This window comes from Acinetobacter wanghuae (genome assembly GCF_009557235.1).
Taxonomy (GTDB): Bacteria; Pseudomonadota; Gammaproteobacteria; order Pseudomonadales; family Moraxellaceae; genus Acinetobacter; species Acinetobacter wanghuae.
Map to the genome: position 1 here is coordinate 1,545,014 of NZ_CP045650.1, position 23,253 is coordinate 1,568,266.

The 23,253-nt window shown below is 41.0% G+C and carries 21 protein-coding genes; 12 read left to right on the plus strand and 9 right to left on the minus strand.

The window, feature by feature from the left end:
* Window positions 1–16: 16 nt before the first annotated feature.
* Window positions 17–2,764, minus strand: a complete 2,748-nt coding sequence (locus GFH30_RS07290; RefSeq protein WP_153371596.1) for an autotransporter assembly complex protein TamA — start codon at window positions 2,762–2,764, stop codon at window positions 17–19.
* A gap of 175 nt (window positions 2,765–2,939) precedes the next feature.
* On the opposite strand from GFH30_RS07290, the gene GFH30_RS07295 reads away from it, so the two are divergent.
* Both GFH30_RS07295 and coq7 read left to right on the plus strand, forming a co-directional pair.
* The gene (locus GFH30_RS07295) at window positions 2,940–4,259 is read left to right on the plus strand and encodes an MFS transporter (protein WP_153371597.1); all 1,320 of its coding nucleotides are present in this window, start codon (window positions 2,940–2,942) and stop codon (window positions 4,257–4,259) included.
* A gap of 3 nt (window positions 4,260–4,262) precedes the next feature.
* Window positions 4,263–4,898 (plus strand): 2-polyprenyl-3-methyl-6-methoxy-1,4-benzoquinone monooxygenase, encoded by a 636-nt coding sequence (gene coq7, locus GFH30_RS07300; protein WP_153371598.1) that lies wholly within the window; start codon window positions 4,263–4,265, stop codon window positions 4,896–4,898.
* A 60-nt stretch (window positions 4,899–4,958) separates the two neighbouring features.
* Here coq7 and GFH30_RS07305 read toward each other — a convergent pair whose 3' ends face one another.
* The 4 genes from GFH30_RS07305 to GFH30_RS07320 all read right to left on the minus strand — a co-directional run bounded on the left by GFH30_RS07305 (window position 4,959) and on the right by GFH30_RS07320 (window position 7,872).
* On the minus strand, window positions 4,959–5,510 hold the full coding sequence (locus tag GFH30_RS07305; protein WP_153371599.1) for a DUF2799 domain-containing protein: 552 nt from the start codon (window positions 5,508–5,510) through the stop codon (window positions 4,959–4,961).
* A gap of 141 nt (window positions 5,511–5,651) precedes the next feature.
* Entirely contained in the window at window positions 5,652–6,092 is a 441-nt protein-coding gene (locus tag GFH30_RS07310; protein ID WP_153371600.1) for a 2-amino-4-hydroxy-6-hydroxymethyldihydropteridine diphosphokinase, read from the minus strand.
* Window positions 6,049–6,429: a dihydroneopterin aldolase gene (folB, locus tag GFH30_RS07315; protein WP_153371601.1), complete on the minus strand. Its 381-nt coding sequence runs from the start codon at window positions 6,427–6,429 to the stop codon at window positions 6,049–6,051. The genes GFH30_RS07310 and folB overlap by 44 nt, the downstream gene beginning before the upstream one ends.
* Window positions 6,430–6,573: 144 nt before the next feature.
* Window positions 6,574–7,872, minus strand: coding sequence for an ABC1 kinase family protein (locus GFH30_RS07320; RefSeq protein WP_153373397.1), 1,299 nt, complete (start codon window positions 7,870–7,872; stop codon window positions 6,574–6,576).
* A gap of 328 nt (window positions 7,873–8,200) precedes the next feature.
* Here GFH30_RS07320 and GFH30_RS07325 point away from each other — a divergent pair, with 328 nt between their 5' ends.
* Window positions 8,201–8,713 (plus strand): pyridoxamine 5'-phosphate oxidase family protein, encoded by a 513-nt coding sequence (locus GFH30_RS07325; protein ID WP_153371602.1) that lies wholly within the window; start codon window positions 8,201–8,203, stop codon window positions 8,711–8,713.
* A gap of 70 nt (window positions 8,714–8,783) precedes the next feature.
* Here the strand turns inward: GFH30_RS07325 and GFH30_RS07330 are convergent, their stop codons facing one another.
* Window positions 8,784–9,554 carry an SDR family NAD(P)-dependent oxidoreductase gene (locus tag GFH30_RS07330; protein WP_153371603.1) on the minus strand — a complete coding sequence of 257 codons (771 nt, stop codon included), beginning with the start codon at window positions 9,552–9,554 and terminating at the stop codon, window positions 8,784–8,786.
* A gap of 312 nt (window positions 9,555–9,866) precedes the next feature.
* Here GFH30_RS07330 and GFH30_RS07335 point away from each other — a divergent pair, with 312 nt between their 5' ends.
* The 3 genes from GFH30_RS07335 (at window position 9,867) to GFH30_RS07345 (ending at window position 12,324) form a co-directional block, all read left to right on the plus strand.
* Complete coding sequence (locus tag GFH30_RS07335; RefSeq protein WP_153371604.1) at window positions 9,867–10,220, plus strand: hypothetical protein; 354 nt, start codon at window positions 9,867–9,869, stop codon at window positions 10,218–10,220.
* Window positions 10,221–10,525: 305 nt separating this feature from the next.
* Window positions 10,526–11,494: an aliphatic sulfonate ABC transporter substrate-binding protein gene (locus tag GFH30_RS07340; RefSeq protein ID WP_153371605.1), complete on the plus strand. Its 969-nt coding sequence runs from the start codon at window positions 10,526–10,528 to the stop codon at window positions 11,492–11,494.
* Between the two features lie 2 nt (window positions 11,495–11,496).
* Window positions 11,497–12,324 carry an ABC transporter permease gene (locus GFH30_RS07345; protein ID WP_153371606.1) on the plus strand — a complete coding sequence of 276 codons (828 nt, stop codon included), beginning with the start codon at window positions 11,497–11,499 and terminating at the stop codon, window positions 12,322–12,324.
* Window positions 12,325–12,403: 79 nt separating this feature from the next.
* On the opposite strand, the gene prmC is transcribed toward GFH30_RS07345, so the two are convergent.
* Both prmC and prfA read right to left on the minus strand, forming a co-directional pair.
* The gene (gene prmC / locus GFH30_RS07350) at window positions 12,404–13,222 is read right to left on the minus strand and encodes a peptide chain release factor N(5)-glutamine methyltransferase (protein ID WP_153371607.1); all 819 of its coding nucleotides are present in this window, start codon (window positions 13,220–13,222) and stop codon (window positions 12,404–12,406) included.
* On the minus strand, window positions 13,222–14,310 hold the full coding sequence (prfA, locus tag GFH30_RS07355; protein ID WP_153371608.1) for a peptide chain release factor 1: 1,089 nt from the start codon (window positions 14,308–14,310) through the stop codon (window positions 13,222–13,224). The genes prmC and prfA overlap by 1 nt, the downstream gene beginning before the upstream one ends.
* Before the next feature lie 341 nt (window positions 14,311–14,651).
* Here prfA and GFH30_RS07360 point away from each other — a divergent pair, with 341 nt between their 5' ends.
* The 3 genes from GFH30_RS07360 to GFH30_RS07370 all read left to right on the plus strand — a co-directional run bounded on the left by GFH30_RS07360 (window position 14,652) and on the right by GFH30_RS07370 (window position 16,924).
* Entirely contained in the window at window positions 14,652–15,077 is a 426-nt protein-coding gene (locus GFH30_RS07360) for a glycine zipper domain-containing protein (protein WP_153371609.1), read from the plus strand.
* A 246-nt stretch (window positions 15,078–15,323) separates the two neighbouring features.
* A complete protein-coding gene (locus tag GFH30_RS07365; protein WP_153371610.1) occupies window positions 15,324–15,773 on the plus strand; it encodes a hypothetical protein in 450 nt (149 codons plus the stop codon).
* Window positions 15,774–15,919: 146 nt separating this feature from the next.
* Window positions 15,920–16,924 carry an LLM class flavin-dependent oxidoreductase gene (locus GFH30_RS07370; protein ID WP_153371611.1) on the plus strand — a complete coding sequence of 335 codons (1,005 nt, stop codon included), beginning with the start codon at window positions 15,920–15,922 and terminating at the stop codon, window positions 16,922–16,924.
* A 453-nt stretch (window positions 16,925–17,377) separates the two neighbouring features.
* Here GFH30_RS07370 and ppsR read toward each other — a convergent pair whose 3' ends face one another.
* The gene (gene ppsR, locus GFH30_RS07375; protein ID WP_153371612.1) at window positions 17,378–18,214 is read right to left on the minus strand and encodes a posphoenolpyruvate synthetase regulatory kinase/phosphorylase PpsR; all 837 of its coding nucleotides are present in this window, start codon (window positions 18,212–18,214) and stop codon (window positions 17,378–17,380) included.
* A gap of 155 nt (window positions 18,215–18,369) precedes the next feature.
* On the opposite strand from ppsR, the gene ppsA reads away from it, so the two are divergent.
* From ppsA to cyoA, 3 genes are all read left to right on the plus strand, one after another.
* Window positions 18,370–20,742, plus strand: a complete 2,373-nt coding sequence (ppsA, locus tag GFH30_RS07380) for a phosphoenolpyruvate synthase (RefSeq protein ID WP_153371613.1) — start codon at window positions 18,370–18,372, stop codon at window positions 20,740–20,742.
* 355 nt (window positions 20,743–21,097) lie between these two features.
* Complete coding sequence (locus tag GFH30_RS07385; RefSeq protein ID WP_153371614.1) at window positions 21,098–21,883, plus strand: RDD family protein; 786 nt, start codon at window positions 21,098–21,100, stop codon at window positions 21,881–21,883.
* A 299-nt stretch (window positions 21,884–22,182) separates the two neighbouring features.
* Window positions 22,183–23,250, plus strand: coding sequence for a ubiquinol oxidase subunit II (gene cyoA, locus GFH30_RS07390; protein ID WP_153371615.1), 1,068 nt, complete (start codon window positions 22,183–22,185; stop codon window positions 23,248–23,250).
* The last annotated feature ends 3 nt before the right edge of the window (window positions 23,251–23,253 follow it).

Sequence of the window (23,253 nt, forward strand, 5' to 3'; positions counted from 1 at the left end):
AATTTTTATAAACGTATTAAAGTTGCGAACCAATAAAGAAGTGAATTCGAATTGGTTTATTATCATCTGAAAGCCCCGATGCGACATCAATTCGAATCGGTCCAATCGGTGATGCCCAGCGAATACCAAGACCTGCACCATAAGCAGTCGGGTTACTGAAATCTTTATCATAGGCATTACCGGCATCGGCAAAGACCGCAGCGCGCCAACCTTCTTTAAACTGATAATTATATTCGAGTGAGCCAATTCCTAAAGCTTGTCCACCAATTTTAAATCCATCAATTTCAGGTGATAAACTCTTGTAGTCGAAACCACGAATACTTTGGTCACCGCCACTAAAGTATCTTAAGTTATACGGTACTTTAGTGAAATCTTCTGTGAAAATATAGCCAAGATCGGCACGACCGACAAATTGATGATCGGCATTATCCCCAAGCGAATAAATAAAACGCCAACCCGCATTGGCGATTGCCATATTGACATCAGTCAGCAAGTTATCGCTGCCCACTTCAACTTTATAGGTTTGTTTAAAGCCCTTGGTTGGATTGACACGTTTATTACTATCACTACGTGAAATCTCATAACCAAATAACAGTGACTGTTGATTGTCATTGCCACTCATCAAGAAGGCATCTGGAATATCTTCCACATACGCCCAACCATCTTGATTCAAACGATCCATACGATAACGCACGCCGTAGGTATGCTGCCAACTGCCACGTGGGTTTTTAATAATACGGTCCGCACCAATCACCGCAGATTCAATCGTTAAGCCATTGCCTTTGGCAACACCCTCGCGTTCTTCACGTTCGTAACCACCGACTAGACTAATATAATCATTTAATGGATGGTGATAAGGAATGTTGTAACGTGCATCGATAGATTGACGGATTTTAGAAAGTTCTAAGTTGGCATCAAAGGAGTGTCCGCGTTTATTCACAATCGCACGGCGATACTGACCACGTAAACGCGTGCCGGTATCTGTACCATAACCAAGACCAACTTCTGCACTGTTTAAACGATCTGCATTTAAAGTCACAATCACAGGAATTTCTTTCTGCTCACGCGCTTGTTGTTTCAAGCGCTCTTGCTCTGTATTTTTATTGTCTTGCTCGGTTTGTAGGGTTCTTAAATTACCATTTTCAAGTTCAGTGACACCGGCAAATTGATCTTCATTGACCACATTTTGAGTCACTTCTTGATCAGATGCGAAGTCTGTTGTGTTAATTGGCATCACTGATTGTTCGTTAAGTTTTTGTTGATCGACCAAGAGTTGTAAGTCTGGTGCAAGTTCCAATGGTTTTTCAAGAGGATCAGGCTTTACAGCATCCACTAAGGTGTAGTTAAAATAACGCGAGTTGGTTAAATTATTGGCAAGACCATTTACACGCCAGAAGGTATAATCTGCACCCTCTTTCCACGTCACCAAACTTTCTAATACATCAGGATCTAGAGGAAACTCCCGCGTTGGATCACTCATGCGAAATTCAACATTACCGAGTTTATAACGATCACCCGTTTCATATTTGAGTTGAATATCTGCTGTGTTCTGCGGCTGAGCAACTTTAACATCGTGTAAGCGCCAATAGGCATCGAAATAACCATTATTATTTGCAGCTTCGACAATTCGTGCTTTGGTCTTGTCATAAGCCCCGTGATTAAACACATCGCCTTCTTCTTGTTCAGGCAATACGCCAATCACTTGGAATTGCGCTTTATCGGCACCTGCGCCTGAAAATTCAATATTTTGCTTTTCAATAATGACTGGTTCATTCGGTGTCACTATGACACGCACGCGACTGTCTGATATTTTTTCAAACTTAAATGCGGCATTATAAAAACCAACGGCTTGCGCTGCCTGATTGGTGAGTTCCCTCAACTGCGGCAATGCCGATGCATAGTCACCAAAGGATTCTTGAGTAAAACTTGAGAGTTTGGCTGCAATATTGGTTTTTAAATTTTCAAGCGGTTGCGATTCAGTACCCTTAGCAAACAATAAACTTGTTTGTGCTGTTGCATTTTCACTATTGATAATCACATCGGCATTAATACGCGGCACTTTGGTCGCACTGATTTGACGCCCAGGACGTACTCTATAAAGCAACCGTTTGAAGAAATTGGGCTCTTTGGCATCGTTGGGAGTGGCAACTGTAGATGCTGCTAAGGTATTGGCATTTTCATTCCGCTCGACAATAATTTGGCTGTCTGCACGAATGCTTTGCATCAACTGATCAACATTGACAGGCGCTTGGTTAATAGCGGTCAGTTCTTGTTTTGAGATCTCAGCAATCACCATTTCATTTTGTTGGGTTTGACGATAAGTCGCTGCTTCTTTTTTTGCTTGTTCTGCGACTTGATAAATTTCATTCGCTAAATTTTGATCAATGGCTTCAATCGGCAGCTCTTCGAGATCTTCAAATTGAATCGGCTGAAATGCTGCTTGGTTCAGTCCTAGATTTTGTTGCTGCTCTAACATTTGGACACTATCGAAATGCGCTTCTGGCGCTAAAGCATTTTCAATTTTTTCGATGGCATCCGACTTATTCTGACTCACCCCTTGTTGAATCGCTTCGTCAGCCAAAACCTCTATTTTATCATTACGCTCAATAGCGACTGGCGTTTCAACTTGCTCTGCCTGTGCGATTTGCTGACCACTCATCATTAAAAACAAACTCATGCACAAGCGTGAATGATAACGATGTTGGACAGGACCATTCATACTCAGATGAAGTGTCGTTTTTTTAAAACTTTTTTTTGCAGGCATAGCAAACTCTAAACGAATACATTCTGTAATTGATTATTTGACCAAAGAATATAAGCTAAGGAACTTAAATCTAGTGGTTTTGCCATATCCATGGTCGAAACTATCTTACATGATTTTTATCAATGTTGATGAATCACTGACATTTCTTCATAAAACTTAATGTAGCATGCCGAATATGGATAAGAATGAACATTTGCTCGCCACGCGACGCTTTTTACCAATGTTTCTCACACAGTTTTTTGGGGCGCTTAACGACAATGTCTTTAAACAAGCATTATTATTGGTCATTACCTATGGCTGGATTCAACAACAAGCTGCCAGCATTAGTACGCTCAATAACTTAGCTGCATTACTGTTTATCTTACCCTATTTCATTTTCTCAGCAACGGCAGGTCAAATTGCCGATAAATGTGAACGCTCACAACTGATTCGTTATCTTAAATTACTTGAAATCGGGATTATGTTACTGGGTACAGTCGGCTTCTTATTGGGCAATTTATGGATTTTGCTTGCTGCATTGTTTTTAATGGGCACGCATTCGACTTTCTTCGGTCCCATTAAATATGCAATTTTGCCGGAAATTTTAAAGCCTAATGAACTCATGTCTGGCAATGCCTTATTCCAATCGGGTACGTCCATTGCAATTTTAATCGGCATGATCTTGGGCGGTGCGGTTATCTCACTCTCGCAAGGCAATTTAATTTGGATTAGTTTGACGGTGGTCAGTATTGCCGTGATGGGCTATTTAACCAGTCGTTTTATTTTAAAACAAAGCGCGCCTGCGCCTGAATTAAATATTGATTGGAACTTTTTTAGAACCAGCTTTCAAACCTTAAAATATGCCAAAAGCTTACCCTTGGTGTTTTTAATTCTGCTCGGTAACTCATGGTATTGGTTCTACGGTGCAACTTATCTCACCCAAATTCCACAATTGACCTTACAAGTACTACATGCCTCTGAAAATGTCGCAAGCTTGTTACTAACATTTTTCTCTGTCGGAATTGGCTTAGGCTCTTTTTTATGTCGCAAACTAGGTGGCAGTGAAGTCAATATTAAAATGGTACCCATCGGTGCAATTGGCTTAACGGTATTTGCCCTTTATTTGGCAGCAAGTTTGGCTTTTGTGCCTGCACACACAGGCGCATTGATTGGTTTATCTGAGGTATTCCATCAAGGTTGGAGTTATTACCATGTCATGCTGGCAGTCACGCTACTTGGGATTAGTGGTGGTTTTTACATCGTTCCCCTCTATGCCATGATGCAAGCTTACTCTCCTCGCTCACATCGTGCGCGTGTAGTCGCTGCCAATAACATACTGAATGCCATTTTTATGGTGACATCTGCTATATTTTCAATTGTCATTTTAAGTATTTTAAATTTTGACCTTAAAGTACTCTTTTGTATGACAGCAGTGCTGAGCGGCATATTTACGCTAGTGTTACTGATTAAACTGAAACCGATGATCAAAACCGCAAAAGCGGATTTGGAGGATTAATTCATGCGTCAATTTAGCGGCGTCGACAAGCTGATTCATTCTTTTGACCAAGCATTACGTAGCCTTGTTCCGGGTGCAACATCCGCACAGCGTGAAAATCCTGCCAAATCTGAAGATACACAACTCATGGTGTCTGATGCGCGTCATGTGGCAGGCTTAATGCGTGTGAATCATACTGGTGAAGTGTGCGCGCAAGCGTTGTATCACGGTCAAGCCATGACCGCAAAACTCCCGAATGTACGCCGCGAAATGCAACAGGCTGCCGTTGAAGAACAAGATCATTTGGCGTGGTGTGAAGACCGTTTAAAAGAGCTGGATAGTCATACCAGTTTACTGAATCCCGTTTGGTACAGTTTATCGTTTGGTATGGGTGCACTCGCTGGTATTGCTGGCGATAAATATAGCTTAGGCTTTGTGGCTGAAACTGAACGACAAGTCAGCTTACATTTAGAAGACCATATTCGTCAGCTACCTGAGCATGATGAACGTTCACGTAAAATTTTACTACAAATGAATGAAGATGAACTGCATCATCGTGATACAGCTTTAAATGCAGGTGGCGTCGATTTGCCTGCACCTGTACGTATTGCAATGACGGGCATTTCAAAAATTATGACCAAGACCAGTTATTATATTTAATCGTTGCTTATCAAAAAGCCCATTCCATATGGGCTTTTTTCTGTCTAAAAATTTTTCGCTTTATAAACTATGTTGCCGTTTAAAGCGCGTTAACTGACGATCTGCCTCAAAATAGTTAAACTCAATTCTTTCTTGTTGAATGCGTAATTCTGCTAGGCGTTTTCGATATTGTTCACGTGTTTCTTTCGATAGATCGCGATCTAATAAATACTGTTGATAACGTTCCAGTTCATCAAATAATTCATCCTTCGCTTTACGCGCTTGATAATAGCTGATTGCAGTCTCATGAAAAGGTCGCAACGCACTGTGACGCTCCACTGGACAAACTTGATAATTGCCCGCACCATTTAAACTGGCATTAAAAATTACACCTGGCTGACAATACTGAGCCAAACCTTGTTGATAGCCGATTTGATAAAGCGTTTGATTGGGTTGAATATCGCCTTTAAGACAGGCTTTTTCATAGGCTGCAATGCGAGAGGCTCGACCTGCTACACCATCTTTTTCTCCAATTTGAGTCCAATTGGCATGTTGACACTCTTCAACAGACATTGCTGCACAGCCACTCAGCATAACAACAATCGCAACGAGACTTAATCGGATGATATTCATAAGCAAATCAATGGGTCCTATTGATAGATGATTACATCAAATGCGTTTAAATTATAAAAGCGAAAAACAGTCGATTCAATTTAACGCCAACATGCCGATATTTTAATTCAATATCTTGAATAAATTTAATTTCTAATTAATTTAAGTATCGAGTAATACTTTAGGGTATTTCAAAAATGAAGCATATTGAAAAGCGGGATGCAGCCACACATCCATCATTGGAATTTTCACATCAAGAGCCAATGGCAATTTTTTCGGATTAAATTGCATCTGGGTTAAATCTAGTCCCCATGCGATCAAATCAACATCTAAACTAATTTGATGCGAAGGACGAATACGACCTGAATCAGCTTCCATTTGCTTTAATGCTTGCATCATCTGATCCACCGACATTGTAGACTTCACCAAACATGCCGCATTCCAATAATCAACACCAATCCCATCACGACATGGAATAATATAAATGGGAGAAAATTGCGTGCTCCCCCATTTTGAAATACCGTGCTGTGCAGCCTGAAAATGTTGCTGAGGATGACAATTACTCGCCAATGCTAGGGCGAAAATCGTTTCGGTGGCGTTCAAGACGTATCCCTACAGATTGTGCTTGCGCGATAATGGCAGGCTTACGGATCGTAATCTTAATCGATTCAATGGCTTTAAAGGTAGTAAAAAGTGCATTCAGCACTAACTTTGCTGCATGTTCAATCAATTCAGGTTTAGCTTCTTGAATTACCCGCGCAGAAATCTCACAGATCTCGGCATAATTAAGGGTATCTGCAAGTGCATCTGAATTGGATGCCTGTTCTAGACTTGTCTGAATCACGAGATCAAGCAGTAGAGGTTGAATAATTTGGCGTTCCCAATCAAAACAGCCCACGACTGTTTCAACTTTTAAGCCTTCGATAATAATCGCGTCCATATTTTGCTCTGGGATTTAAAATTGCTTCAATAATCTCCCTAAATCCCTCTTTAAAAAGAGGGACTTTTCACATCTCAACGTATTTCTACGAGCATGTCTCTCCTCCCTTTTTTAAAGGGAGGTTGGGAGGGATTTTTATTTAAGTTAATGCTTTAACAACACATTCGGATCAAGATCCTGAATCATCTGTAAACGTTGATCCGCATAGATATCGGTATACGGCGCCAAGATACGCATGAAACGATCAAAATACAGCATTTGTTTAAATAGCAGCGCAAAATCACGTGGGAAACGAATACCATGACGTTCACCCACTGCCACCATATCCATCATAATGTCGTTCAAATCCGCAGGGTTTGAGCTGAGCAATTCTTGCGGGTCAGCCATGAGCACACCACTAAACAAACGCTCTAAATCCGCAGATAACACGTTGGTATCAATCGCGACATCCGTCATGCCCATTTTCAGCATGTTTTCAGCCATTAAATCGTAATTGGTATTTTGTAAGGCATCCATAAATGCAATACATGCTGTCCATACTTGAGGATTTAACTGCCCAACAATACCAAAATCAATGAAGCCAACACGACCATCTTCAAGCAACATCAGGTTTCCTGCATGCAAGTCAGCATGGAAACTTTCACACATCATGAGGCTGCCAAACCATGTGTTCATCGCTGTAATTAAAACTTGCGATGGATCTTTAGAAACCTTTTTGACCACATCAAAATCAGTTAATGGTACGCCATACAAACGCTGCATGGTGAGTACACGACGGGTTGAATATTGATGATAAACTTTTGGGGCTATGGCTGCCTGGTTATTGGTCACATTTAAATAATTGACGAAATCATCTAGGTTTTTGGCTTCTTCGATAAAATCAACTTCACGCACCATACGGGTTTTGATTTCATCGACAATATCAGCTAAAGACGCAAATTTAACTTTCGGTACAGCCTTTTCAAGCAATTTTGCTGACCAATGCAACACGTTTAAATCGGTATAAAGAATCGTTTCAACACCTGGCTTTTGAACTTTAATGACAACGTCTTCACCGCTCACCAATTTCGCTGCATGCACTTGCGCAATGGATGCAGAACCTAACGGTTTTTCATCAATGGAAGCAAAAATCTCATCCAAATTACGCTCTGCAAACTCAGACGCCAAAACTTGTTGGACATAACTAAACGGTAAGCTTGGTGTTTGATCTAAACAACCTTGGAATTCTTCCACGAACTCACGTGGAAACAACGACGGCGTACTGGCAATAAATTGTCCAAGTTTGATGTAGGTTGAACCTAAGTCTTCAAACGTTTCACGCATTAAACGTGCATTGCTTGGTTTTTCGGTGGCGTACTTAATGCCTGCTTTTGCAGCAATGACGGCAGTTTCACCCACCCGCGCTACAGAACGCAATCCATCTAGGAAGATATTATTTTTCATCATGTCAGCGTACATTGAAATTTGCTTGAGTGTAACAAATATTCGGCATAAAACAGGCTTATCTTGCCTGACAAATACGATAATTTTCTTGTATGCAACTTATTTAAACCATCACCACCCTAAAATATTGATTCTATTTCAATGAAATACTGCCTAGTTTTGATTAATGTTATCGCGGTTGTGACTGATATAAGCAGAATGATTGGATTCTGTAGTGCTTGTATTCGATTGCGTATGAAAATGTATATGTTCAGTGAAAGCTGCTGATTCTGAGCCTATATACACTTAAGCTGCATAGCGTTATCGACTTTACGATATGGAGAATCTCATGACAGAACAAAATACAACGCATCAAGAACGTGAAAAATTATGGGAACTGATTAAAGACGTACGCTTTTGCATGATTAGCCATCAAACCAATGCGCAAGACATTCATGCTCAGCCGATGACGATGCTCAATTCAGAAAAGTTAGATGAAAGTGAAAATCTGTATTTCCTTCTAAAAGACAGTAATGACATTGTCACTGCAATTCAGGCGGGACATAAGCAAATTGGTTTAGCCTTCTCTAAGCCATCGGATGATATTTATGTCTCAATTAGCGCACATGGCAGTATTAGCACCGATCAAGCACTGATTGAAAAACTTTGGAATCCTTGGGCAGAAAATTGGTTCGATGGCAAAGACGACCCCACTGTGCGTGTATTGGTCGCCAAAGCCATTAGCGCAGAATATTGGAATGTCACTGATAATAAAGTGACCAGTTTGTTTAAAGTACTAAAAGCCAATGTCACCGGCAAAACTGAAGAACCAAATAGTGAACATCAAAAGTTAGAACTGTAGTCTCGACTCATTCATCTGAACTGGTTAAGAAAGCCTCTTTGATAGAGGCTTTTTTCATATAAAGTTAAGCTTATTTTGCTGCCATACGAATCGCACCATCTAAACGAATGACTTCCCCATTTAAGTATGAATTTTCAATAATATGCACTACTAAGCTTGCATACTCACTAGGTTTTGCTAGGCGTGATGGAAATGGCACCATTTGTCCGAGTGAGTCTTGTACATTTTGCGGTAAACCTTTCAACATCGGGGTTTCCATAATACCGGGGGCAATGGTCATTACACGGATTGCATTTTTTGCCAATTCACGCGCTAAAGGCAAAGTCATGGCAACCACAGCACCTTTTGATGCCGCATAAGCCGCCTGCCCAATTTGTCCATCAAAGGCAGCAACCGATGCTGTATTGATAATCACACCTCGTTCTTCTTCATCTGCTTTTAATTCATATTGCGCTATGAGTTCGGCAGCATGTCTGAGCATATTAAATGTGCCACTGACGTTAATATCAAGTGTACGTTGGAACATTGCTAAATCATGTAGTCCTTCACGTCCAAGCACTTTGGCAGAAGGTGCGATTCCCGCACAGTTAATCAAGCCATTCAATTGACCGTGAGATTGCTTTAAATTCTGAAAAAAAGCGGCAACCTCTGCTTCTTGAGTCACGTCCAACTGATTAAATTGCGCATTTTCACCTAACTCTTGTGCCAATGCCTGACCTAACGCTTCATTCATATCCACCAAAACCACGCGTGCAGCATGCGCACATAAATAGCGTGCCGATGCTGCACCTAAACCGGAGGCCCCACCAGTGATCACAAATACTTTATTTTGAATATCCATCTTCTCTATGTCCAAATCGCGATTTAATTCAGACTAAACATTGCCTATTCAAGTTGCAAATAAAAGCATGACTTCGTGGTTTTTATCATTGGAGAAAAGTAAAACACTTAGACTTAAAAACGATTAATATTTCATATTGTTATTAAGTACATATTTTACTTAGATATATTGATTTCAAGCATTATCACGAAAATAAATGAGACTTCACAGTCATCCTATATGCTTTGTATTTTGTCTTAATTTAGATTACTTTTCACTCAATTTAAAAGCATTTGCTTTGTCGTATTTTCACGCTCCTCAGAAGGTAATTCCATGTCGAAGATGATTGATGTTCTTGAACACAACCTTGTTCAAAACTTTTCTAATGCTTTGCTTCATTCTACAGAGGCACTTTCTGAACAGTTACATCAAGGTATTTTGAACGCTTCTGATTCAGCATTAAAAGAAGCTGTGGTTGCTTTCTTCCACCGTATGAGTACGGATGAAGCTGCTCAGGCACTTGAAATTCCAGCTGAACGTATCGCAAATTTACAGCAAGGAATCGCTTTAAAAGATGAGCAAACCCTTGCAGATACGCTTAAAGTAGTGACACTTTGCCTTGCCATGGAAACTCATGTCTTAGATCAAGTTGAAGTATCTGACTGTTTACAAGATTACCCAATTTAAGAATCATTTTATTCAATTGAAAGCGATGCCGATGCATCGCTTTTTTTTATGCTGTTCCTATACTGTCCAATATGGCTTTCTAGCTTAAAAATAAGAACTTATCTAAATTTTGAATACTCATTTATAAAAATAAGCTAAGATCTAAAATACATCTCCAAATAACATTTAATTATCATTATCAACTATTTACACTCAAAATTCTCAATTATTAAAATTTAAGATGTTCTTATCTGTTTTTCTCTTTTGCATCCCCATCATGCACAGGCTATTTATGTGCAAAATTCTTTTAATGACTTGAGAAAAACATGAAGCGAACGTTTAACACTTCAAAATTTGCCTTAGTTTCTATCTCTGTTGCTCTGTTCAGTGGCGCTACTTTCGCTGCGATTCCCGCTGAACTCAAACTCGATTATGCCTACTATGCACCGACAAGCTTAGTGGTCAAAGAACAAAAACTTCTCGAAAAAGCGTTACCTAAAACCAAAATCAAATGGGTATTCAGCCAAGGTAGCAATCGTTCACTTGAATATCTGAACAGCGGTAGTACGGACTTTGCATCAACCGCAGGATTGGCTGCCGTGTTAAGCCGTGCCAATGGTAGCCCAATTAAAACCGTATATATCCAAAGCCAACCAGAATGGACAGCATTACTGGTACACAAAGACTCGACCATTAAATCCCTCAAAGATTTAAAAGGTAAAAAGATTGCAGCGACGAAAGGGACTGATCCATTCTTATTTACCCTTCAAGCTTTGGATACAGTGGGCTTAGGGAAACGCGATGTTGAATTGGTTCATTTGCAACATCCTGACGGCAAAACAGCACTTGAACGCAAACAAGTCGATGCTTGGGCAGGTCTTGATCCATTAATGGCATCTGCGCAAGTTCAATCAGGTGCAAAACTCCTGTATCGCAATGTCAGTTTTAATTCATATAGCGTGCTCAGTGTGAAAGATCAGTTCGCAAAGCAAAGCCCTGAAGCCATCGAAGCGGTGATTAAGGCATATGAGCAAGCGCGTCACTGGGCAAAAGAGAATCCCGGTAAATTAGCCGAACTCTTGGCACGTGAGTCTAAACTTCCTCTTGCCGTGGCAAAGCTACAAATTAGCCGTACCAATCTTGATCAGAATACCCCAAGCGCCAAACATATTGCGGCATTACAAAAAGCCGGCAAGATTTTGACTGAAGAAGATTTGGTACGTAAAGGGACCAATGTCAATCAAGTCGTGACGCAACTCTTTGATGCAAAATATGCAGCCAAGGTTGTTCAATAACAATGAGCCTGTCAGAAAAAATATCGAAACAACTGGTTCTAGATGCACAGCAAAAATCTGCCGTGCCTTCTAAAATCATTTCAGTGCTGAAGGCGTTAACACTACCCTGTATTTTAATTGTTTTATGCGAAATACTGGTTCGTAATGGCACAATTGAACCTTATTTACTGCCTGCACCGAGTAGCTTATTACAATCCTTTAAGGAGCTGCTTGAAGCGGATCTGTGGCAACATATTTGGGCAAGCAGTTGGCGTGTGTTTCTCGGTTTTGCTATTGGCAGTGGCCTAGGCTTAATCTTTGCCATTTTGGTCGGTTTAAATAAACAAGCAGAAGCATTTCTTGAACCGAGTTTTTCTGCAATTAAATCTATTCCAAGTTTGGCATGGATTCCGCTTTTGTTACTTTGGCTTGGGATTGATGAATCTTCAAAAATCACTCTGATTGCGATTGGTGCATTCTTTCCAACCTATACCAATACCGTTGCCGCGATTCAGGGCGTTGACCGTAAACTGATTGAAGTCGCTAAAGTCTATCGCTTGAAATATTGGCAACAGATTCAACAGATTGTATTGCCTGCGGCATCACCGGGCATTTTAACGGGTTTACGTAACAGCCTGAGTTTGTCTTGGATGTTTATGATTGCAGCCGAACTGATTGCAGCAACGCAAGGAATTGGTTATTTACTCAGTGATGGTCGCGAAACTTCACGTCCTGATATTGTCATTATTGCGATTATTCTCTTGGCTATTTTAGGTAAGCTCACCGACAGTTTAGTCAAAATATTGGAAGTGTATTTACTGCGTTGGCGTGATGTCATTAAACCTAAGTAATCACGACTTATCTTAATTTCAAAATCTAAGCCACAAAAAAGCGACCACTTGGGTCGCTTTTTTTACATCTACATAAAAATTAATGTGGCCACTGCGCAAGCGTTACGCGATCATTACCGCCATAATCTTTAACCGTGCGGACTTGTTTATAACCCGCTTGTCTAAACAAGTGCTGTACGGCATCTGCCTGATCATAACCATGTTCTAACACCACCCAACCATTGATAGTTAAATGTTTTTTGGCTTGAACGATAATATCTTCTAAGTCCGCCAAACCATGTTTATCCGCCACCAATGCACGCTTTGGCTCAGTTGCCAAATTTTTCATATGCGCATCGTCTGGATCGATATATGGCGGGTTTGACGCAATCACATCAAAGAATTGACGACCATAAGGTTTCAGCCATGAACCTTGAATAAACTGAACATTTTCAATGTCGTGCTGTTCGGCATTATACTCAGCCACTTCAAGCGTGGGTGCATAAATATCGGATGCCGTAATCACCCAATTTGGACGCTCTGAGGCAAGTGACAATGCAATTGCACCTGTTCCTGTGCCTAAGTCTGCTACACGAGCATCTTGAGGCAAATCAAGTTTCAATACCGTTTCGACCAACACTTCAGTATCTGGGCGCGGCACCAAAGTGTCTTTGGTCACTTTTAAATCCAACGTCCAAAATGGCTGTGAACCTGTGACATAAGCCAAAGGTTCACCCTCTGCAATACGGTTCAAACCATCAACATAAGCTTGTTCTTGTTCAGCAGTGAGCTCTTTGTCTTTTTTCATGACCAAATCGAATGAATCAATTTTGGTGATGTGTTCAAGTAGCCATGCATTTTCTTGACGTTCGTAGCTTTCGGGTTCACCACGTAAGGCTAAAGCCTGTGCAATATTCATTATCCACCATTCTGCTGTGCAAGCATGGCCAATTGGTCGGCTTGATATTCACGATGTAAGCTATCTAAAAGCTCAGTCAAATCACCTTCCATCACCGCATCTAACTTATACAAGGTTAAGTTAATACGATGATCTGTCATACGACCTTGCGGATAGTTATAAGTACGAATTCGCTCTGAACGATCCCCTGAACCGACTAAGTCACGACGCATTTCCGAAGTCGCAGCATCAGCAGCTGCACGTTTGGCATTTTCTAAACGTGATACCAACAACGCCATGGCTTTGGCTTTGTTCTTATGCTGTGAACGCTCATCCTGACATTCCACGACAGTACCCGTTGGAATGTGCGTAATACGAACAGCCGAATCGGTTTTGTTAATGTGCTGACCACCCGCGCCTGAGGCACGGTAAGTATCAATACGTAAATCAGATGAATTGATTTCAACCGAAGTATCCACATCCACTTCTGGCAAAATTGCCACCGTACATGCAGAGGTATGAACACGACCTTGTGATTCAGTTGCGGGCACACGTTGGACACGATGCGCACCACTTTCGAATTTTAAGCGACCGTAAACCCCTTCACCATTAATGAGGCAAATGACTTCTTTATAACCGCCGTGCTCGCCTTCATTTTCAGACAAAATTTCAAGACGCCAGCCTTGTGACTCCGCATATTTACTATACATGCGGTATAAATCACCCGAGAAGATCGCTGCTTCATCACCACCCGTTCCAGCACGAATCTCTAAATAAGCAGAGTTGGCATCGTTCGGATCTTTTGGAATCATCAAGATATTCAAGTCAGCTTCTAAAGCTGTAATTAAGGCTTTATTTTCTTGAATTTCTTCCTGCGCCATTTCCTTAAAATCAGGGTCAGACAACATCGCTTCAGCGGTTTCAATATCCGCTTCTGCTTGCGTATATTGACGCCAAACATTGGTAATTTCAGTCAAATCACTATGTTCACGCGATAACTGACGGAAGCGTTTATTATCGGAAATGACTTCCATATCAGCCAAAAGCGCGTTTAATTCTTCGTGACGGTCGGAGAGTTGGTCTAATCGTAATCTTAACGATTCTTTCATTTTTCAAAAAATCTCAAACAAAGGCTATGGCTAAAAGGGTTTTAGCACAGCGAAATCAAAATATTGTGCCTAGTTTAACGATTATGCAGCCTAATGAACATCATTATTCAATACATTCCAATATTCGAATTCTATAAGAATCAGGATGTGCTAGATTAGATATCCATTTGTTTAATTTGTCTATTTTTAATGCAAATTCATCCTTATTTGTTCCTTATTTTACAATTCGCCTAAATAATTTAGGAAATGTGGAGATTGATCTACACATTATGCCGTCCATCCTTTGTTAGATTAAGCACAACGAAATACAACCAGTTCGAAACTGAACATGGAGATATAACATGAAATTAAATTCTATATTATTAAGTTCCGCTTTGGCTGTGGGTTCAATGCTTGGCGTTAGCGCGCATGCAGATAGCACAACACGTGTTGCTGCTGCGAGTGCTTTAGGCAGTGTTGCAGGGACTGCTTTAGGTAAAAATATGGGTGGCAATACAGGTGCAACCATTGGTGCTGCACTTGGTGGCGCTGGTGGTGCAGCTGTTGCAAGCAACAAGAAAAACCGTACAGAGTCTGCAATTGGTGGGGCTTTAGGTGGTGGTGCGGGTTATACCGTAGGTAAGAATATGGGCGGTACCAATGGTGGTTATATCGGTTCTGCACTTGGTGCTGCCGGTGGTGCTGCACTCGGTAATAAAATCTCTAAAGATAAAGCTGCAGATAAAGCAAAATCACGTCACTATAAGAAAAAACGTCGTTACCACTAAGTTTGAAATATTCGACGCACTACATTTGACATTTAAAGCACCTTCGGGTGCTTTTTCAATTTAAATTAACACACTTAAATTCACATACGTAATGACGAAATCGATCGCCTTTTTAATAGAAAAGGCATTATGAATAAAATAAGTAGAAAAAAACACAATTGAAAAACACAGCATCCATGATGGTTTTTGAATGATTGCTTACATTAATGACATGAACCAATAAATACTTCTTTGGGAGTTTTAAAAATGAAAATGAAATCTTTTTTATGTGCAGCAGCCTTAGCAACAACAGCCTTAACAGGCACAGCGTATGCAGGGAATAGCACTAATGTTGCCTTAACGTCTGCCTTAGGCGGTGTCGTTGGTGCAGCCATTGGTCAAAAGATGGGTGGCTCTACAGGTGCAATGATTGGTTCAGCAGTCGGTGGTGCGGGCGGTGCAGCAGCATCTGCCAATAAACGTGACCGTAATGCTGCCGCGATTGGCGCTGCATTAGGTGGCGTGGGTGGTTATACCGTCGGTAAAAATGTTGCGGGTACCACAGGTGGTTATGCAGGTGCAGCATTGGGTTCAGCGGGTGGTTCAGTTTTAGGTAAAAACGTCGCTGAAGACCGTCGTTATAATGACCGCAATGAACGTTATGACCGTCGCTATAATCGTAACAATGGTTATTACAATTCACGTGGTCGTCGTTAAGTTATTATTTTTTAAAACCCATTCTCCTTTTAAGCATCTTCGGATGCTTATTTTTTTGTGTGAGTTATTTATATATCGCATTTTATCGATATACAAAAAACGCTGAAAGTCGTATGCTCTATTCATTGTCTTAAAATGGATTGATCATGCGCACTCTCGCTGAAACTCAATTTTCTATCTTAGAATTAGTGCCTGTTCGTGATGATAAAAGCATTCATTTCGCTTTACAGCATGCTCTAGAACTCGCACAAACAGCAGAAAAACTTGGCTATAGCCGTATGTGGTTAGCAGAACACCATAATATGGATGGTATTGCGAGTTCAGCAACCGCTGTTCTTTTGGGTTATTTATTAGCAAACACTCAAACCATTAAAGTCGGTTCTGGCGGCATTATGCTCCCGAATCACGCACCTTTGGTCGTGGCAGAACAATTTGGTACGCTTGCAACCTTATATCCTGACCGTATTGAACTTGGTTTAGGTCGTGCACCCGGTACAGACCAACATACCATGCGTGCATTACGTCGCGGTCAGCGTGAAACTGAAGATCAATTCCCACGAGATGTGGTGGAAATTCTACAATACTTTAATGATCCAATGCCGCAACAACGCATTATTGCAACTCCGGGGCAAAGTACACATGTGCCTGTGTGGTTACTTGGCTCAAGTCTATTCAGCGCGCAACTTGCCGCAAAACTTGGTTTACCCTACTCCTTTGCTTCTCATTTTGCACCGCGTATGCTCGGTCAAGCCATTCAATTGTATCGTGAGAACTTCGAACCTTCTGAATATTTAGATCGCCCTTATGTATCTATGGGTGTGCCCACTTGCGTAGCAGACAGTGATGAAGAAGCTGCATTTTTAGCAACCAGTGCTTATCAACGTGTGCTTTCTCTTATTCGCGGTCATACTTTAAAATTAAAAGCACCCATTGACTCGATGGATGGTCTTTGGTCATCTGCAGAGAAAATGTCAGTCGATAATTTCTTTGCGATGGCACAAGTCGGCTCTAAGGAAACAGTGAAAGCCGGACTAGAAACACTCTTAGCGAAATATGATGTTGATGAGTTTATTTTCACTTGCGATATTTATGATACTGAAAAACGCTTAAATAACTTTAACTTACTTATGCAAATTAAAAATTCCGTATAGACAATGTCATGCCATTTAGCCCACATGATGTGGGCTTTTTCCTTTTGTTATTGCTTTAAAATTTTGATGAACCGCAAGCCAAATATGCATCTTTAAAAATAGAAATAGAGATGTTAGCCGTATCGGTTCTTGTGCCCTTTCCCAAAATAAGAATTCAAAATGAGCTTTGATTTTTAGCTTTTTCCAAGTAATTGAAAGCCTATACAAATATTTAAATCATTCGATTTTTGTGATTTTAGAATCATCGAGAATGATACATATTCCACTTCAATGTTGGTTTTTTAATCGAGATAAAAATCAAATCAAAATGAACTCAGATTTCTTCGTTTTCAAACAAGGTTATTTTTATCATTTGTTCTTATTTATTGATCGTTTAAAGATATCAAAGCTGTCGTTTTGACACCCAAAACAAAGTGAAAAGAGCCAAGCTAAATTGGCTCTTTTTTGAATATTTTAACTGATGCGACGCTTCAAACCGGTCATTTGCAGTACACGTGTTGAGATCTCTTCAATGGACATTTCAGAGACATTTAAGTGCTTAATGCCTTCGGAAATATAAATCCCTTCAATTGCACGAAGCTCCATTTCACATTGTCTAAAACTCGCATAACGGCTATTGGCTTTACGCTCAGAACGAATCGCAACAAGGCGATCGGCATCAATCATGAGTCCAAACAACTTATTTTTATGTGGACGCAACACTGCAGGTAACCGGTTATCGTCCAAATCTTCTTCAGTCAGTGGATAGTTCGCCACACGAATACCAAATTGTAATGACAAATAAATAGAGGTTGGCGTTTTACCAGAACGCGACACCCCGATCAAAATCAGATCGGCTTTATCATAATGACGAGTGCGCGCCCCATCGTCATTGTCTAAGGCAAAATGTACCGCATCAATACGGGCTTTATATGACTCTGTATCAGTCACCGCGTGGGTTTGACCGACTAAAGTTGTAGGTGTTGTACCTAACTCGTCAGCCAACTTACTAATAAGCCCTTCAAATACATCAAGATTTACTGCATTTGCCGTGTTAATAATGTCACGAACATAGGGATCGACCAATGTATCAAACACGAGGGGCTTTTCGCCGTCTTTTTGAGCTCTCGCATTGATCTCAGCTACGACATTAGTCGCAGCTTCTTCACTGGTAATATAGGGGATAATATGAATGTCAAAATCAACATGCGGAAACTGCGCTAACAGTGAGTGGCCAAGGGTTTCAGCGGTAATGGCCGTCCCATCTGAAACAAAGAAAACACTACGCTGAATCTGTTTACTTTCCGACATTAAAATTCTCCTCCAACATTTGTCTTAGTGCTATATAATCTTTATAGTAAACCGATCTTACATGACTGTCGCTTAGTAAAATCAAAAAGCTAAGTAGATTTGCTATACTCTCATGCCAAGATAGTGATTAATACTGCAAAAGTGGAGTAACAACTTTGGAATCGCGCGTAATTGGTCTGGAAAAATTAGGGAAGCACGACGTAGAGCTCGTGGGTGGGAAAAACTCATCACTGGGCGAAATGATCAGCCATTTATCAAATGCTGGTGTGTCAGTACCAGGTGGTTTCGCAACCACAGCTGAAGCGTATCGTGAATTTCTCGAGCAAAGCGGCCTAAACGCTAAAATCAACGCAGAGCTTGCAGCGCTTAATGTTGATGACGTGAATGCTTTGGCTGAAACAGGCGCAAAGATTCGTCAATGGATTGTGGACACTCCACTTACACCTGCATTAGAGCAAGAAGTTCGTGCAGCATTTGCAGAACTGTCTAACGGCAACCCTGATATCGCGGTTGCCGTTCGTTCATCAGCAACAGCAGAAGATTTACCTGATGCTTCATTTGCTGGTCAACAAGAAACCTTCTTAAACATTCGTGGCATCGACAATGTCTTGATCGCGATTAAAGAAGTGTTTGCATCTTTATACAACGACCGCGCAATTTCTTACCGTGTACACCAAAACTTTGCTCATGATGTGGTTGCCCTCTCTGCCGGCATCCAACGCATGGTTCGCTCAGAAACTGGTGCTGCGGGTGTGATGTTTACCCTTGATACAGAATCTGGTTTCCGTGATGCGGTATTTATTACTGCGTCTTATGGCTTGGGTGAAATGGTCGTTCAAGGTGCAGTGAACCCTGACGAATTCTATATTTCTAAACCACTGTTAAATGCAGGTAAACACGCGATTCTTCGTCGTAACTTGGGTTCTAAACACCAAAAAATGATTTATGGCGAAGAAGCATCTGCAGGTAAATCTGTGGTTGTGGTTGACGTTGAAAAAGCAGATCGTCAACAGTTCGCACTAAATGACCAAGAATTACAAGATCTTGCTCGCCAAGCCTTGATCATTGAAAACCACTACGGTTCTCCAATGGACATCGAATGGGCGAAAGACGGTGACGACGGTAAAATTTATATCGTTCAAGCACGTCCTGAAACTGTAAAAAGCCGTGAAAATGTCGGCACCATGGAACGCTACCTACTTAAGCAAAAAGGTACTGTGGTTTGTGAAGGCCGTTCAATCGGTCAACGTATCGGTTCTGGTCGCGTACGTATCGTTTCTTCAATTAAAGAAATGGATAAAGTACAAGACGGTGACGTTCTAGTATCTGACATGACCGATCCAGATTGGGAACCAGTGATGAAACGTGCTGCTGCGATTGTCACCAACCGTGGTGGTCGTACTTGTCACGCAGCCATCATTGCACGTGAACTAGGTGTTCCAGCGATTGTGGGTTGTGGTAATGCCACTGAAGTACTTGTTGATGGTCAAGAAGTGACTGTGTCTTGTGCTGAAGGTGACACTGGCTTCATTTATGAAGGCGCGCTTGATTTCGAAATTCAAACCAATTCAATCGAATCAATGCCAAAACTACCGTTCAAAATTATGATGAACGTGGGTAACCCTGACCGTGCATTTGACTTCGCGCAAATTCCAAACGAAGGCATTGGCTTAGCACGTTTAGAGTTCATCATCAACCGTATGATCGGTGTGCATCCTAAAGCATTATTGAACATTGAAAGCTTGCCACGTGAAACACGTGCAGCAGTGATGGCACGTACTGCAGGTTACGCATCTCCAATCGAATTCTATGTTGAGAAATTGGTTGAAGGTATTTCAACTTTGGCAGCTGCATTCGCTGACAAACCTGTGATTGTGCGTATGTCTGACTTTAAGTCAAACGAATATGCAAACTTGATCGGTGGTAAGTTATACGAGCCTGAAGAAGAAAACCCAATGTTGGGCTTCCGCGGTGCGAGTCGTTATGTGTCTGATAACTTCCGTGATTGTTTCGAACTTGAATGCCGTGCCTTGAAAAAAGCACGTGATGAAATGGGTCTAACCAATATCCAAATCATGATTCCATTCGTACGTACGGTTGCTGAAGCGAAACGCGTGATTGAGCTTCTTGCACTGAATGGTCTTAAACGTGGTGAGAACGGTCTTAAAGTCATCATGATGTGCGAATTACCAACCAATGCATTATTGGCGGATCAATTCCTTGAACACTTCGATGGCTTCTCTATCGGCTCTAACGACTTGACTCAGTTAACGCTTGGTCTAGACCGTGACTCTGGTATTGTTTCTCACTTGTTCGACGAGCGTGATGCAGCTGTGAAAGTGCTTCTTTCAATGGCAATTCAAGCATGTCGTAAAGCGGGCAAATATGTAGGTATCTGTGGTCAAGGTCCTTCGGATCACCCCGATCTTGCGCGCTGGTTGATGGAACAAGGTATTGAATCTGTGTCTTTAAACCCAGACTCAGTGCTAGAAACTTGGTTCTTCCTTTCTGAAGAGCAAGCTAACTAAGTTTCATTCGTGATTTAAAAAAGGGTTCTCATATGAGAACCCTTTTTTGTTTCTATATTGAACGATCATATCCATGCAACTAAGCGCAATTCATTACATATAAAAACCAAATGACAATGTCATTACATCTTATGTAAACACTAATAATTTGACCAAGTTTAAACACGCCACTACACGTGTTTATTCTATGTTTATGTATAAAGATAAGGCTATTTTCATCAACTGACCTTGAAATTTTCAGATTTATCCTCATGTTTGAACATACGATTTTTGTTTGTTTTCATGTGCTTTTTACATAAAATCAAAGTATCAGTATTATCATTATCTTTCATTATTACTTGAGATTTTAGCTATTATGCAGATTTACTTGGCCCGAAATAATCAACAAGCTGGTCCATATTCCGTGGAGCAAATTAATCAAATGCTTGCCAGCCAGCAAGTTTTATTGACCGATTTGGCTTGGCATCAAGGCATGGCCGAGTGGAAAGCTTTGGGTGAATTAACTCAAGGTAAATCTGTATACGAGCCAGCTGGATATGTAGCAGCGCCCCCAGTGACACCTACACAAAACACGACTTCTGCTGCGCAAACTCAAGCACCTAAACAGAAATTAGCAGAAAAAGACGTCAAGCTTGCCAGTATTCCAAGCCGCATATTGGCCAAAATTGTTGATTTATTACTCTGGTTGCCAGCGACATTTATACTCACAGCCTTCTTTAGCCCTGAAGAGGAAGTCAAATTTAGTCAGTTAAATGAACAATTCATGAATGTACTCATGAGTTCAAATGCAGATGCTGCTCTTGCCCAACAACTTCAGTCTCAAATGTTTGAAATTTTCCCGCAACAAGCATTAATTGCAACGGGTTTATACCTGCTCGTTATGCTCGCGCTACAGGCATTTTTGATCGCTAAATCAGGTCAAAGTATTGGCAAGAAAATGACAAAAATTAAAATTGTGGATGCAGAAAGCCATGAAAAAGTCAGTTTGCTTCGTGCATTTACTATACGCAGCGTATTTTTCATTTTCCTAAATATTTTATCGATGCCACTGAGCACAATCATTGATTGGGTGTTTGGTTTTGGCAAAAAACGCCAAACATTGCACGATAAACTAGCAAAAACCAAAGTAATTAAACAGTAATTTTAGCCCATATATCAGGGATAATTCGCTATCCCTGATGCCGCAAAAGGTATTGATTATAAACCAAAAACACTACGACTAAAGTCTAATCTCAACAACCAAAATCGGTTTCTATAACAGGGATTTAAAGCAAGCTTACAGGTAGCTTACTTTTGCGATATCAGGCATAATGCCCTACAACGTAGCGGTGTATTATGATTGAACACTATTTTTTGCTGAAAAATAGAGCTCAATCTTCTGACACTTTGATGCTATCCCATAAAATATTAGGGAATGGGACTCTTCACCGAGGTTGTAAAATGAGACAAACAATTTTAGCTGTATTGTCTTTATCTACGATGACTGCACTCTTAACTGGGTGTGGTGGTGATATGGTACTTCTGAACTCTAAAGGTCCAGTCGCTCAAGGTCAATCTGACCTGATGATGACTGCGATTTACTTAATGCTGTTGGTGGTGATTCCATCAATTATCATGGCATTATGGTTCGGTTGGAAATATCGCGCATCGAATAAAGGCGCAGACTATAAACCAACATGGACACACTCAACTGCAATTGAAATTGTAGTCTGGGGTATTCCTGTCATTATTATCGGTATTTTAGCTTGGTTAACTTGGTGGGGTTCCCACAAGTACGACCCATACCGTCCGCTTGAGGCTGATAAAGCACCATTAACTGTTCAAGTTATTGCTGAACAATTTAAATGGATCTTTGTTTACCCTGAACAAGAAATTGCAACAATCAACGAAATTCGTTTCCCTCTGGACACTCCAGTCGCGCTTCGTATTACATCTAACTTCACAATGAACTCATTCTTCATTCCTTCGTTAGGTGGTCAGATTTACGCAATGGCGGGTATGCAAACTCACTTGAACTTGTTAGCAACTGAAGCGAGCCCAGCCGAAGGCTACCGCGGTTTCTCTTCTAACTATTCAGGTTATGGCTTCTCACAAATGCGCTTCCGTGCACATGCTGTGACTGATGACCAATTTGCACAATGGGTTTCTGCTGTTAAAGCAGGTAACGGTACTTCAGTTAACCCTAATGCAGTACAAAAAACTGTGCTAGACCAAGCTGAATTTGCAACATTACGCGACGGTAACCGTGGTAAACACCAAATCGAAGCATTGATTGCAAAAGCTAACACTCCCGAAGAGAAGGCTGCTGCTGAAGCAATGAAGCCTTACCCAACTAAGCCACATCCAGTGACTTATTACTCTTCTGTAGAGCAAGGTTTGTTTGAATCTGTGATTAACAACTACATGAGCAATTACCACGGTGCTGATCACTCAGCTGCTGCTGGTCACGAAGCGACTTCAGAAGCTCATGCAGACGTTGAACATGCGACTGCTTCTCAAGGGGAATAAGAC

Bases quoted from the DNA above. Each gene is read 5' to 3' on its own strand.
- GFH30_RS07290 (WP_153371596.1), bottom strand. From the start codon at position 2,764: ATGCCTGCAAAAAAAAGTTTTAAAAAAACGACACTTCATCTGAGTATG.
- GFH30_RS07295 (WP_153371597.1), top strand. From the start codon at position 2,940: ATGGATAAGAATGAACATTTGCTCGCCACGCGACGCTTTTTACCAATG.
- coq7 (WP_153371598.1), top strand. From the start codon at position 4,263: ATGCGTCAATTTAGCGGCGTCGACAAGCTGATTCATTCTTTTGACCAA.
- GFH30_RS07305 (WP_153371599.1), bottom strand. From the start codon at position 5,510: ATGAATATCATCCGATTAAGTCTCGTTGCGATTGTTGTTATGCTGAGT.
- folB (WP_153371601.1), bottom strand. From the start codon at position 6,429: ATGGACGCGATTATTATCGAAGGCTTAAAAGTTGAAACAGTCGTGGGC.
- GFH30_RS07320 (WP_153373397.1), bottom strand. From the start codon at position 7,872: ATGAAAAATAATATCTTCCTAGATGGATTGCGTTCTGTAGCGCGGGTG.
- GFH30_RS07325 (WP_153371602.1), top strand. From the start codon at position 8,201: ATGACAGAACAAAATACAACGCATCAAGAACGTGAAAAATTATGGGAA.
- GFH30_RS07330 (WP_153371603.1), bottom strand. From the start codon at position 9,554: ATGGATATTCAAAATAAAGTATTTGTGATCACTGGTGGGGCCTCCGGT.
- GFH30_RS07335 (WP_153371604.1), top strand. From the start codon at position 9,867: ATGTCGAAGATGATTGATGTTCTTGAACACAACCTTGTTCAAAACTTT.
- GFH30_RS07340 (WP_153371605.1), top strand. From the start codon at position 10,526: ATGAAGCGAACGTTTAACACTTCAAAATTTGCCTTAGTTTCTATCTCT.
- GFH30_RS07345 (WP_153371606.1), top strand. From the start codon at position 11,497: ATGAGCCTGTCAGAAAAAATATCGAAACAACTGGTTCTAGATGCACAG.
- prmC (WP_153371607.1), bottom strand. From the start codon at position 13,222: ATGAATATTGCACAGGCTTTAGCCTTACGTGGTGAACCCGAAAGCTAC.
- prfA (WP_153371608.1), bottom strand. From the start codon at position 14,310: ATGAAAGAATCGTTAAGATTACGATTAGACCAACTCTCCGACCGTCAC.
- GFH30_RS07360 (WP_153371609.1), top strand. From the start codon at position 14,652: ATGAAATTAAATTCTATATTATTAAGTTCCGCTTTGGCTGTGGGTTCA.
- GFH30_RS07365 (WP_153371610.1), top strand. From the start codon at position 15,324: ATGAAAATGAAATCTTTTTTATGTGCAGCAGCCTTAGCAACAACAGCC.
- GFH30_RS07370 (WP_153371611.1), top strand. From the start codon at position 15,920: ATGCGCACTCTCGCTGAAACTCAATTTTCTATCTTAGAATTAGTGCCT.
- ppsR (WP_153371612.1), bottom strand. From the start codon at position 18,214: ATGTCGGAAAGTAAACAGATTCAGCGTAGTGTTTTCTTTGTTTCAGAT.
- GFH30_RS07385 (WP_153371614.1), top strand. From the start codon at position 21,098: ATGCAGATTTACTTGGCCCGAAATAATCAACAAGCTGGTCCATATTCC.
- cyoA (WP_153371615.1), top strand. From the start codon at position 22,183: ATGAGACAAACAATTTTAGCTGTATTGTCTTTATCTACGATGACTGCA.